A 12,110-nucleotide genomic window follows, 5' to 3' on the forward strand; every position below is an offset into this window, starting at 1 on the left:
GGCGTTTACCGAGCTCGTACGCGGGAAGCCGGTCGGACATGAAACTTCCCGCGCCCCGCGGCGCCGTCTCGGCCGCGGCGATCGATCTGCTGAGCGGGCGGGACGTGGCCGTCCCCGCCCCGGACAGCGACGAGGACCTCCAGCTGGCGCTGTTCATCTGCTACGAGATGGCCTACCGCGGCTGGGACGGGGTCGACGACGCCTACGAGTGGGATCCGGGCCTGCTGCGGCTGCGCGCCGGGCTGGAGACCCGCTTCGAGGCCGGCCTGCACGAGCTGGTCGGCCCGCCCGCGCCGGTGGAGCCGGCCGACGTGCCCCGGCTGCTGCTCGAGACGGTCGAGGCGGACGACGGGCCGGCGCTGTCGAAGTACCTGCGCGGCCGGGCCACCCACGGGCAGTTCCGGGAGTTCGTCGCCCACCGCTCCGTCTATCACCTGCGGGAGGCCGACCCGCACACCTGGGCGATCCCCCGGCTCAGCGGGCGGCCCAAGGCCGCGCTCATCGAGATCCAGCTGGACGAGTACGGCGGTGGCGTCACCGACCGGATGCACCAGGAGCTGTTCAAGAAGACGATGCGCTGGTTCGGCCTCGACCTGAGCTACGGCGCGTACGTGGACTCGGTCGGTGCGGCCACCCTGCGGGTCAACAACATCATGTCGTTCTTCGGCCTGCACCGGCGGCGCCGCGGCGCGATCCTCGGCCACCTGGCCGCCTACGAGATGACCTCGTCGCTGCCCAACCGGGCGTACGCCAGCGGGCTGCGCCGGCTCGGCGGTGACGCCGACGCGACCGCGTTCTACGACGAGCACGTCGAGGCCGACTCCGTGCACGAGCAGATCGCCGCGCACGACCTGTGCGGCTCGTTCGCGGCGGCCGAGCCGGAGCTCGCCGGCGACGTGCTGTGGGGCGCCCGGTGCGCCCTCGCCGTCGACAACCTGTGGGCCGGCGCCGTGCTGGCCGCCTGGGCCGACGGCCGGTCGTCGCTGCGCGACTGCTGACGCCCGCCGGGGCAGCTCGGCGCGAGCCGCCGGTCAGCCGTCGATGTCCACCGCGAGAACCTCGGCCCCGGGGACCCGCTCGGCCGGGACGGGCCGGCTCCAGCCGAACACCCCGCGCAGGTCGGTCGCGACCGCGTTGGCGGGCCGCCGGTCGACCTGCGCGTGGGTGGCCGCAGTGCCGGTCGTGAACCGGTGGCCGGTCCGCTCGAGCTCGTGCCCGACCCGGCGAAGGGCCTCGTCGACCCGGGTGCTCCGGCCGGCCTCAGCGGAGCTCCACCACCGACGGATCGTCGCTGGCCAGCTCGGCGTGCACGACGCCGAGCCGGTCCACGTCGAGGTGGATCTCGCAGTCCGCCGGATCGGTCTCCGGCAGCCCCAGCACCGAGACCGGGAGGACGGCCGGCCGGGCCGGTGGCTCCGGGGTCACCCGCGGGCCGCCTCGTAGGCGAACCCGACCCGGTAGAGCAGTTCCTCGGCGTACCGGGGCCCGACGATCTGCAGCCCGACCGGCATGTCGGCGGCGCCGGTGCCGCAGGGAACGGTGAGCGACGGGTGGCCGGTGAGGTCGGTGGGGCTGGTGTTGGCGGTGGACTTGTGGACCCGGCCGTCGATGAACTCGGCCGCCTCGTGCGGCGAGGTGAGCAGCGGGTGGGCCACCTCGGGGGTGGTCGGCATGATCAGCACGTCGACGTCGGCGAGGGCCGCGTTCACCTGCCGGCGCAGTTCGAGGCGCAGGTTGTGGGCCTTGACGTAGGGCAGCAGCCCGTAGTGCTTCCGCACGTGCTCCACGGTGAGCAGCATCGACTTGAACATGGGCGGCAGGTGGTCGCCGCCGAGCGCGGACTGGGCCACGTTCGTCGCGACCGCCTGCGGGTCGATCCGGCCGAGGTGGCCGAACGAGCCGGTGCCGAAGCTGGTGATCATCGCGTGCGCGCCGGCGGCCAGGCCGGCGCTGCCGATCGCCCAGCCGTTGACCCAGAGCGGCACCGAGACCGTCGACACGGTGGCGCCGAGCTGCTGGAGCACCTTGGCGGCGGCCTCGAACGCGGCGATCACGTCGGGCGACGCGCCGACCGGTTCGAGGCCCTCGGTCAGGATGCCGACCCTGAGTCCCGGTACGCCCTTGCCCTCGGCGCCCAGGTAGCCGAACGAGTCCGGCATGTCGGTGGTCCACTGCGGGTCGCGCCAGTCGGGCCCGGCGATCACCTCCAGCATCAGCGCGTTGTCCCGGACCGTCCTCGTCATCGGGCCGATGTGGTCGATGGTGTGGTTCATGTAGGACATGCCGTACGACGGGACCAGGCCGTGGGTGGCCTTCATGCCGACCAGGCCGCACCAGGCGGCCGGGATCCGCACGCTGCCGCCCTCGTCGGCACCGAGGGCCAGGTCGACCTCGCCGGCCGCGACGGCCGAACCGGAGCCGGAGGACGAGCCGCCGGTGGAGCGGGTCGGGTCCAGGGGGTTGCGGGCCGCCCCGAACGCGGACCCCTCCCCCAGGCCGGCCCCGAGATCCTCCAGGTTGGTCTTGCCGGTGATGATCGCGCCCGCGTCGAGCAGCCGTTCGACGACCACCGCGTCCTCGGTCGGCACCAGCACCGGGGTGCGGCGGCCGCCGTTGGTCATCGGTACGCCGGCCACCGCGATGCAGTCCTTGACACCCACGGTCCGGCCGGCGAGCGGGCCCTCGGCGGCTCCCTTGACCTCGCAGCGGCTGATCCAGGAGTTGTACGGGTCGTCGGTGGCGGGCACGACCCGGCGGGTGGGCCACTTCAGCTCGACCGCCGGGGTGGGCAGGTCCTCGACCTTGTCCAGGGCGTCCAGGGCGACGGCGATCTTGTCGGTGTAAGCGGCGAGCTCGGCACCCTTGAGGTCCCAGCCGAGGCTCGTGGCGTACGCCGCCACATCCTCGGCGGCGGGCTTGCGGAGGAATCCGAAGACTCTCATGACGACACCTTTCCGGTGAGCGGGACGGCCACCGGGCCGCCGCCGAAAACGGGTCCGCGGCGCATCAGCGCGGCCGCGGCGAGCATGAGCAGGGCGACGACCGCCAGCCCGGTGAACACCCGGTGCAGGCCGTCGCGGTCGAAGCCGCCGGCGGCCGCGCCGAGCGCGGCCACCCCGACGGCGCTGCCGAACGACCGGGAGAACATCACGCTCGCGGTGAGCGCCCCGCGGTGTTCGTGGCCGGCCGTGGTCTGCACGGCGAGCATCAGCGGCGTGGTGCTCAGGCCGAGGCCGAGGCCGATCACGAAGCAGGCCAGCCCGAGCAGGGCGAGCGGCGTGCCCGGCCGGACCAGGGCCAGCCCGAGCGCACCGAGCACCGCCACCACGACCCCGGCCAGCACCGCGGTGCGGAAACCGAAGCGGAGAAAGGCCTTGGCGGAGTACGCGGCGGCCAGCGGCCAGCCGATCATCAGGGGCGCGATCGCCAGTCCGGAGGCGAGCGCGCCCGCCCCGAGCACGGTCTGCGCGTACAGCGGGACGTACGAGTTGACGCCCATCATGATGGCGCCGAGTCCGATGTTGGCGAGGTTGGAGCCGAGCGCGGTCCGGTCGCGTACCAGCCGGCCGGGCAGCACCGGGTTGGCGGCCCGGCGCTCGACCAGGACGAACAAGCCGAGCACCGCCCCCGCGGCGAGCGCGGCCGGCCACGCCCGGCCCCCGGTGAGCAGGGTCAGGATCGCCAGCGAGCAGCCGGTCGTGAGCAGGGCCGCGCCGGCGTAGTCGACGTCGGTGGCCGGCCGGACCCGCGGCTCGCGCTGCCCGGCCGCGAACACCGTCGCCGCGACCACGCACAGCGGCAGGTTGATCAGGAACACCCAGCGCCAGCCGGCGGTGTCGGCGAGCGCCCCGCCGACGAGCGGCCCGAGCACCGACGAGACGCCCCAGACGCCGGACAGCCAGCCCTGGGCCCGGCCTCGTTCGTGCACGTCGAACCGGTCGCCGATGACGGTCAGCCCGGCCGCCTGCACGGCCCCGGCACCGAGGCCCTGGAGCACCCGCGCCCCGATCAGCGCGGGCATGTCCCAGGCCAGGCCGGCGGCGAGCGAGCCGGCCGCGAAGGCGGTGATGCCCGCCAGCATCACCGGCCGGCGCCCGAGCAGGTCGCACAGCTTGCCCATCAGCGGCGTCGCGGAGGCCTGCGCGAGCAGGTAGACCGAGAACACCCAGGGCAGCCGCTCGATGCCGCCGAGGTCCCCGACGACGGCCGGGGCCGCTGTGGCGACAACCGTGTTGTCCAGGGCGACCAGCCCGGTGGACAGCATCACGGCGAGGAGCATCCGGCCGCGGCCGCTCGGCGCGACCGCACCGTTCACAGGTACGGGGAGAAGACGAGCTGGGGCTCCTCCTCCTTGGTCATCGGGACCTCGTAGAGCGCGTCGAGGCCGGCCCGCAGCGCCGGGTAGACCTTGACGAAGTAGTCGAACTCGTCCGGCGGGACGGTGATGCCGGCCGCTTCGAACAGGACGGACACGGTGGTTTCGGCGTTCATGCGAGGGTCTCCTTCACGAACTCGGACTCGGTGAGGTGGTGGGTGGTGCGCAGCTGGAAGGCGTCCGCCGCGCGCAGCACGGTGGCCTCGTCGAACGGTCGGCCGGCGAGCTGCAGACCGGCCGGCAGGCCGATCGGCGAGCTGCCCATCGGGATCGAGATGGCGGGCAGGCCGAGGGCGTTCCAGTACGGCGTGCAGATCGCGCCGACCTCGTTCTCGAAGAAGTTCATGCCGTCCAGCCGCGGCGCGAAGACGAGCGTGGCCGGGTTGACGATCAGGTCGACCTCGGTCATCAGCTCGGCCATCGCCCGCACCCCGACCCGCCGGACCCGCTGGATCTGCGCGTAGTCGGCGCCGGTGACGAGGGCGCCCTGCCCGACCGCCTTGCGGGTCGGCTTGCCGTAGTCGGTCCACCGCTCGCGCATGTCGCCGCGGTGGTACATGAACGCCTCGGCCAGGAAGCCCGACATGGTGGCGGTGGTGAGCTCGGCGTAGTACGGCAGGGTGACCTCGACGAGGGTGGCGCCCGCGTCGGCCAGCACCCGGACGGCGGCCCGGGCGAGCGCGGCCAGGTCGGGATCGGTGACCGGCAGGTCCAGCATGGACAGGTCGACCCCGATCCGCAGCCCGGACAGGTCGCCGGTCAGCGCGCCCACGTAGTCGTCGACCGGCACGTCCACGCTCGTCGCGTCGCGGTCGTCGTGGCCGGCCAGGACGGCGAGCAGGTGGGCGCAGTCGCGGGCGGAGCGGGTCATCGGTCCGATGTGGTCGTAGGTGTAGCCGAGCGGCACGCAGCCGTACTTCGGGACCCGGCCGAACGTCTGCTTCAGCCCGGAGATGCCGCACCACGCGGCGGGCAGCCGCACGCTGCCGCCGGTGTCGGTGCCGAGGCCGCCGAGGAACAGCCCGGCGGCCACGCCGTTGCCGGTGCCGGAGCTGGACCCGCCGGTCCAGTAGGCCGGGTCGAACGGGTTGCGCGGGGTCGGGAAACCCTTCGACGGATCGGGCTCACCGATGGCGTACTCCATGGTGGTGGCCTTGCCGACGAGGACGCCGCCGGCCGAGCGCAGGCGCGCGACCACCGGTGCGTCGCCCATCTCGCCGAAGGCGGGATCCATGATCAGGCTCTGCGCGGTGGTGCCGGCGCCGTCGGTGGCGATGATGTCCTTGACGCCGAGCGGGATGCCGTGCAGGACCCCCTTGTCGGTGCCGGCGGCCAGTTCGGCGTCGGCCGTGGCGGCCGCCTCGAGGGCGGTCGCGTCCATCCGGGTGAGGTAGGTGCCGAGCTTGCCGTCGAGCTTGTCGGCCCGCGCCAGCACGGCCCGGGTCAGCTCGACCGAGGTGAGGGTGCCGGCGCGCAGGGCCGCCGCGGCGGCGGTGATGGTCAGCGGCAGCGCGTCCGGTGCGGTGGAGATCTCGGGTCGGCTGGTGGTCTCGGTGACGGTCACGGTGGGCCTCCTTCAGGCGCCGGCCGGCACGGCCGGGCGGGCGAGGTGGTGGTCGGTAACGGTCTGGTAGGCCTGCCCGAGGGCGAGGATGGTGCTCTCGTCGTGCGGCCGGCCGACGAACTGCAGGCTGGCCGGCATGCCGTCGGCGGCGAGGCCGGTCGGCACGCACAGGCCCGGGTTGCCGGTGTAGTTGAACGGGATCGAGGTGCGCGTCGCGGAGATCAGCCAGGAGGCACTGTCGCCGGTGGTGGCGATGTCGTCCAGCGCCGGCGCGGTCGACACCGCTCCCGGCGTGACCAGGGCGTCCACCCCGGCCATGGCGGCCTCGAGCTGCCCCTGGGCGATCCGCCGGTAACGCAGGCCGCGCAGGTAGTCGACGGTCTGCACGTACGGGCCGCCGGCCAGCAGACCGGCGCCCATCGCGTCCCGGTTCTCCACGTCGTACACGTGGTGCTGGTGGTAGGACAGGGCCTCGGCGTACATGACGGTCCAGGCGGCCACGTCCCACAGGTCGACGTCGGGCAGTTCCACGTCGACCACCCGCACCCCGGCGCCGGCCAGGTCGGCGAGGGCGGCCTCGTACGAGGTGAGCACCTCGGGCTGGAGCACCGCCTCGAACCAGCCCCGGGCCCGGCCCACCGTCATCCCGGCCACCGGCTGCGCGAGCGCGGCCACGTAGTCGGGCACCGCCCGCCGCGACGAGGTGGGGTCCCGGTCGTCGCGGCCGGCGATGACGCCGAGCATCCGGGCCGCGTCGGCCACCGACCGGGTCATCGGCCCGGCGTGGTCGAGCGTCCAGGACAGGCCCATCACGCCGTGCCGGGGCACCCGCCCGTAGGTCGCCTTGAGCCCGGTGATGCCGCAGTACGCGGCGGGCAGCCGGATCGAGCCGCCGGTGTCGGTGCCGATCGCCAGCGGCACCTCGCCGGCCGCGACCGCCGCCCCGGACCCGGAGGACGAGCCGCCGGTGGTCCGGTCGACGTCCCACGGGTTGTGGCAGCGGCCGAACGTACGGTTCTCGGCGCCGCCGCAGGCGAACTCGAAGGTGTGCAGCTTGGCGAGCAGGATGCCGCCGGCCCCGGTGAGCCGGCCGGTCAGCGCCGCGTCGGTTCCCGGTACGGCGTCCTTGAACAGCGCCGACCCGCCGGTGGTGGTGATCCCCGCGGTGGCGACGATGTCCTTGAGCCCGAACGGGACCCCCTCCAGGGGCCGGGCCGTACCGTCGGTCCAGCGCTTCTCGCTCTGCCGGGCGGCGGCCAGGGCCGGCTCGGCGAGCAGGACGAGCACGGCGTTGAGGTGGGTGTCGACCTCGGCGATCCGGTCGAGGCAGGCCTGGACCGCGTCGACCGGCGAGGCCGTCCGGGCGGCGAACGCGGCGAGCAGCTCGGCGGCGGTGGCGTCGGCGAGGCTCATGACCTGCCTCCGTTCTCGAGCCAGACCAGCGCGCTGTCCGGCTCGGTCGGGTCGAGGAAGGACAGCGGGACCTGGCGCAGCCGCAGCAGGGCGTCGCGCATCCCGGCGTGCAGGGTCAGGGCGGCGGCATAGCGTTCGAGGGTGAAGGTGAGGCCCTGCTCGGCGGCCATCCAGCGGAAGTTGTCGGGATCAGACATGCTCGGCTCCTCAGCTGACCGTGATGGTGGTCAGGTCGGCGAACCAGGACTGGGGCTGCACGAAGCCCTTGACGCTGGGCGCGAGCACGCGCGGGTTCTTGTCGCTGACGATGAACAGCCAGGCCGCGTCCTGCGTGATGACCTTGGACGCCTCGGCGTAGACCTTGGCCCGCGCGGCGTCGTCGAACGTCGCCTTCGCCTTGTCCAGCAGCCCGTCGACCTCTTTGCTCTGGTAGTAGCCGGCGTTGCTGAGGCTGTCCGAGCCGAACCACGAGTACCAGAAGCCCTCCTGCTGCATGGAGAGGCTGATGTTGATCATCTGGGCGCCGCCCGGGATCTTGCGGGCGAAGAAGTCGGTGAGCATCGACGCCCACTCGACCGGCTCGAGCTTGACCGTCACCCCGATCTGCGCCAGGTTCGCCTGCAGCGCCTCGTTCATCGGGGTCGGCAGCATGTTGCCGGAGCCCGAGGTCGGGTAGGACAGGCGCAGCTGGAAGCCGTTCGGGTAACCGGCCTCGGCGAGCAGCTGCTTGGCCTTCGCCGGGTCGTACGAGTAGCGGTCGTTGGCCTTGTCGTAACCGGCGTTACCGCGGGCGGCGGCCTGCAGCTCCGGCTCGGCGGTGCCCTGCAGCACGTTCTTGATCAGCGAGTCCCGGTCGATCGCGTAGTTCAGCGCCTGCCGGACGCGCACGTCCGACAACGGCTTCTGCCGGACGTCCAGGACCCAGGGCCAGACGTGGTCGTACGTGTTGGTCAGCACCTGGAAGCCCGACGAGGTCAGCTGGGGCACGTCGTCCGGGGTCGGCACCTCGATCCAGTTGACCTGGCCGGCGCGCAGCGCGGCGACCCGGGCGGTGGCGTCCGGGATGGGCCGCAGCACCACCTTGGACACCTTGGGCGCGCCGTCCCAGTAGTCCGGGTTCTTGTCCAGCACCAGTTGCTGGCCGCGGGCGAGGCTCTCGAACTTGAACGGCCCGGTGCCGACCGGCTTCTGCGCGAAGCCCTCATTGCCCTCGGCCTTGATCGCGGTCGGGCTGCCGAAGAAGATCGTGGTCAGGTTGGACGGCAGGTAGGCGAGCTTGCCGCCGGTCTCGATCTTGATCTGCATGTCGCCCGCCTTGCTCACCGCCTTGATGCCGGCCAGCGACAGGCCGGCCTGCGCGTTGAGGGCGGGGTAGAAGTCGGGTGAGTCCTTCTTCAGGTAGCGGTTGAAGTTGAAGACCGCGGCGTCGGCGTCCCACGGCGTACCGTCGTGGAACTTGACGCCGGGTCGCAGGTCGAAGGTCCAGGTGGTGCCGGCCGGGTCGACCGCCCACTTCACGGCCAGGCCGGGCAGCACCTTGGGGATCTCGGTGCCCTGCTTGAGGTCGAACTTGGTGAGGCCGTCGTAGAGCTGGTTGGCGACGAAGCGGATGCCCTCGTAACCCTGGCCCTGGGCGAGGCCGGTGTCGGCGTTCGGGATGTCGGAGGCGGTCATCGCGATGATCAGGGTGTCGGCGGAGCCGGAGCCACCGCCGCTCGAGCCACCGCCGCCGGGACTGCAGGCGGCGACGAGTCCGACGGTGGCGGCCAGGGCGACCGCCCGTTTCAGGCCACGGAACATATCGGGGGTTCCTTTCGAGGGCAGGGGGTATCGCCACGCGTCGTCGCGCGCGGATCGGAAGCGGGTGCGGATCAGAAAGCGGGTTCGGTCAGACGGTGGCGGCCATCGCCGCCGGCCGGTCGACGGAGACCAGGTGGCAGGCGCTGTTGTGGCGGTCGCCGACCGTGCGCAGCAACGGCACGGCGGTCCGGCACCGGTCCTCGGCGACCGGGCAGCGGGTGTGGAAGGCGCACCCGGGCGGCGGATCGGCCGGGTTCGGCGGGTCGCCCCGCAGGATGATCCGGGTCCGGCCCTGACCGGGCGAGGCGGAAAGAAGCGTTGTCGCGTACGGGTGGGACGGCGCCGACCACATCGCGTGCGACGGCCCCTCCTCGACCACCTTGCCGAGGTACATCACCACCACCCGGTCGCTGATGTGCTCGACCACCGACAGGTCGTGCGAGATGAACAGGTAGGCGACCCCGAGCTCGCGCTGCAGCTCCGCGAGGAGGTTGAGCACCTGGGCCTGGACCGACTTGTCGAGCGCCGACACCGCCTCGTCGCAGACCACCAGCGACGGTTCGGTGGCCAGCGCCCGGGCGATCGCCGCGCGCTGCAGCTGGCCGCCGCTCATCTCGTGCGGGAACGCCGCGCCGTGCCGCTGGGCCAGGCCGACCCGGTCGAGCAGGCCGTCCACCCGGGCCGCCCACTCCCGTTTCGGGTAGGCGTGCGCGCGCAGGTTGAACTCGATGGACTGCCGGACGGTCAGCCGGGGGTTGAGCGACGTCTGCGGGTTCTGCGGCACCACCTGGAGCTGCTTGCGCAGTTCGCGCAGCTTGCGGCCCCGGACCCGGTGCACGTCCGCGCCGGCGAAGGTGATCGACCCCTCGTCCGGGGTGAGCAGCCGCAGGAGCATCTTGGCGGTGGTCGACTTCCCGCAGCCGGACTCGCCGACCAGGCCCACCGTCTCACCGCGGTGCACCTGCAGGCTCACCCCGTCGACGGCCTTCACCCCGTTGCCGAACGTCTTGCGGATGTCCTGCGCGTCCAGCAGCACCTCGTGCTTGGTCACGACCCCTCCCTCGGGTTCTCATGCTTGGTCACGGGGCCTCCGTCGGGTTCAGCACCGGGCACGCCGCCCGGCGGCCGGGGGCGACCTCGACCAACCGGGGTTCCGCCGTGCGGCACGTGTCGAGGGCGTGCGTGCACCGGTCGGCGAACGCGCAACCGGGGAACTCCTGGCCGGCCACCGGTGGCGAGCCGGCGATGGCGTGCAGTTCGCCCCGCGCGGTCTGCGGGGTGGGCAACGCGTCGAGCAGCGCCTGCGTGTACGGGTGCCGGGGCGTCTTGAGCACGTCGGCGGCCGGGCCGGTCTCGACGATCCGGCCCGCGTACATCACCGCGACCAGGTCGGCGACGTCCGCCGCCACGTGCACGTCGTGGGTGACCATCAGCAGCGCGGTGTTCAACCGGCCCTGGAGCTCGGCGAACAGGTCGAGGATCTGGGCCTGCACGGTGACGTCGAGCGCGGTGGTCGGCTCGTCGGCGATGATCACGTCGGGGTCGCAGCTGATCCCCATCGCGATCACCACACGCTGCCGCATGCCGCCGGACATCTCGTGCGGGAACGAGCGGTAGGCGCGCTCCGGGTCGGGGATGCCGACCGCCCGCAGCAGTTCACGCGTCCGCGCCTGGGCCGCCTTCTTGTCCGGTGCCGCCCGGTGCAGCAGCAGCACCTCGGTGATCTGCGCACCGACCCGGCGCAACGGGTCGAGCGCGGCGGTCGGGTCCTGCGGCACGAGAGCGATCCGGGAGCCGCGCAGAGCCCGTACGTCCGGATCGCTGAGCGCGAGCACCTCCCGGCCGGACAGTTCGACGCGGCCGGTGACCTTCGCCCGCCGGCCGTGCAACCGCATGATCGCGCGGGCCGTCACCGACTTGCCGGAACCGCTCTCGCCCAGCAGCACCAGCGTCTGGCCGGCCCGCACGTGGAACGACACCGACCGGACGGCGTGGACCTGGCCGCCGTGCACCGCGAAGCTCACCGCGAGGTCGTCGACCCGCAACGCCTCGGCGCTCGCCACCCGCGCCGGAATCTCCTGGACCGTCTGGCTCACCGGACCTCCTGCCGAACGTTGAAGTAGGAACCCAGGCCGTCGCCGAGCACGTTGAAGGCGACCGAGGCGACGAGGATCGCGAGGGCGGGCATGAGCAGCAGTTCCGGCTTGGTGAACGTGTACTGCTGCAGGTCGCTGATCATCACGCCCCATTCCGGGGCCGGTGGCGCGATGCCGAGGCCCAGGTAGGACAGGCCGGCCGAGTAGACGATGCAGAGGCCGATCAGGGCGGTGCAGTAGACGACGATGGCCGGGGCGATGTTCGGCAGCACCTGCCGGATCGCGATCGACGAGGTACGGGCTCCGGAGGCGCGGGCGGCCTCCATGAAGTCGGCGCCCCGCAGCCGGGCCGTCTCGGTCTCGGCGATGCGGGCGATCGGCGGGATCAGGATCACCGACAGCGCGACGATCGCGTTGGAGGCGCCGGAGCCGAGCGCGGCGGCGATCGCGATGGCCAGCAGCACCGCCGGGAACGCGTAGAAGACGTCCAGGGTGCGCATCACCGCGCCGTTGGTGAACCGGTTGCCGAGCCCGGCGAGCAGCCCGAGCAGGGTGCCGATCACGGCCGCCACCAGCACCGGGATCAGGCCGGAGAGCAGCGACAGCCGGCCGCCGTAGAGCAGCCGGGACAGGATGTCGCGGCCCTGGCCGTCGGTGCCGAGCAGGTGCCCGGCGGTGCCGATGCCGGCCAGGCGTTCGCCGAGCTGCCCCTGGGTCGGGTTGTGCGGTGCGAGAACCGGTGCGAGCAGGACCGCCACCACGACGAGGCCGATGACCCCGGCGGCGATCCGGGCGGAGACCGGAAGGCGGCGGCTTCGGCGACGCTTCGTCCGGACCGCCGGCAGCGCGATTGCCGTCATGG

At 72.9% G+C, this 12,110-nt stretch carries 12 protein-coding genes; 1 reads left to right on the forward strand and 11 read right to left on the reverse strand.

What is annotated here, in order from left to right:
• Positions 1 to 38 precede the first annotated feature (38 nt).
• On the forward strand, positions 39 to 998 hold the full coding sequence (locus Afe05nite_RS11595; RefSeq protein ID WP_203817023.1) for an iron-containing redox enzyme family protein: 960 nt from the start codon (positions 39 to 41) through the stop codon (positions 996 to 998).
• Positions 999 to 1,260: 262 nt separating this feature from the next.
• Here the strand turns inward: Afe05nite_RS11595 and Afe05nite_RS11600 are convergent, their stop codons facing one another.
• From Afe05nite_RS11600 to Afe05nite_RS11650, 11 genes are all read right to left on the reverse strand, one after another.
• Positions 1,261 to 1,425: a hypothetical protein gene (locus Afe05nite_RS11600; protein WP_203817024.1), complete on the reverse strand. Its 165-nt coding sequence runs from the start codon at positions 1,423 to 1,425 to the stop codon at positions 1,261 to 1,263.
• A complete protein-coding gene (locus Afe05nite_RS11605; protein ID WP_203817025.1) occupies positions 1,422 to 2,942 on the reverse strand; it encodes an amidase family protein in 1,521 nt (506 codons plus the stop codon). Before Afe05nite_RS11605 ends, Afe05nite_RS11600 begins: the two co-directional genes overlap by 4 nt.
• A complete protein-coding gene (locus tag Afe05nite_RS11610) occupies positions 2,939 to 4,315 on the reverse strand; it encodes an MFS transporter (protein ID WP_239117734.1) in 1,377 nt (458 codons plus the stop codon). Before Afe05nite_RS11610 ends, Afe05nite_RS11605 begins: the two co-directional genes overlap by 4 nt.
• Complete coding sequence (locus Afe05nite_RS11615) at positions 4,312 to 4,491, reverse strand: hypothetical protein (protein ID WP_203817026.1); 180 nt, start codon at positions 4,489 to 4,491, stop codon at positions 4,312 to 4,314. Before Afe05nite_RS11615 ends, Afe05nite_RS11610 begins: the two co-directional genes overlap by 4 nt.
• Positions 4,488 to 5,939 carry an amidase gene (locus tag Afe05nite_RS11620; protein WP_203817027.1) on the reverse strand — a complete coding sequence of 484 codons (1,452 nt, stop codon included), beginning with the start codon at positions 5,937 to 5,939 and terminating at the stop codon, positions 4,488 to 4,490. The genes Afe05nite_RS11615 and Afe05nite_RS11620 overlap by 4 nt, the downstream gene beginning before the upstream one ends.
• Positions 5,940 to 5,951: 12 nt before the next feature.
• On the reverse strand, positions 5,952 to 7,352 hold the full coding sequence (locus Afe05nite_RS11625) for an amidase (RefSeq protein ID WP_203817028.1): 1,401 nt from the start codon (positions 7,350 to 7,352) through the stop codon (positions 5,952 to 5,954).
• Entirely contained in the window at positions 7,349 to 7,549 is a 201-nt protein-coding gene (locus tag Afe05nite_RS11630; RefSeq protein WP_203817029.1) for a hypothetical protein, read from the reverse strand. The genes Afe05nite_RS11625 and Afe05nite_RS11630 overlap by 4 nt, the downstream gene beginning before the upstream one ends.
• Positions 7,550 to 7,559: 10 nt before the next feature.
• Positions 7,560 to 9,152, reverse strand: a complete 1,593-nt coding sequence (locus Afe05nite_RS11635) for an ABC transporter substrate-binding protein (RefSeq protein WP_203817030.1) — start codon at positions 9,150 to 9,152, stop codon at positions 7,560 to 7,562.
• Positions 9,153 to 9,240: 88 nt separating this feature from the next.
• Positions 9,241 to 10,203, reverse strand: coding sequence for an ABC transporter ATP-binding protein (locus Afe05nite_RS11640; protein ID WP_203817031.1), 963 nt, complete (start codon positions 10,201 to 10,203; stop codon positions 9,241 to 9,243).
• Between the two features lie 28 nt (positions 10,204 to 10,231).
• Entirely contained in the window at positions 10,232 to 11,248 is a 1,017-nt protein-coding gene (locus Afe05nite_RS11645; protein WP_203817032.1) for an ABC transporter ATP-binding protein, read from the reverse strand.
• Positions 11,245 to 12,108, reverse strand: a complete 864-nt coding sequence (locus Afe05nite_RS11650) for an ABC transporter permease (RefSeq protein ID WP_203817033.1) — start codon at positions 12,106 to 12,108, stop codon at positions 11,245 to 11,247. Before Afe05nite_RS11650 ends, Afe05nite_RS11645 begins: the two co-directional genes overlap by 4 nt.
• Positions 12,109 to 12,110: the final 2 nt, after the last annotated feature.

It is taken from the genome of Paractinoplanes ferrugineus, from assembly GCF_016862195.1.
Taxonomy (GTDB): Bacteria; Actinomycetota; Actinomycetes; order Mycobacteriales; family Micromonosporaceae; genus Actinoplanes; species Actinoplanes ferrugineus.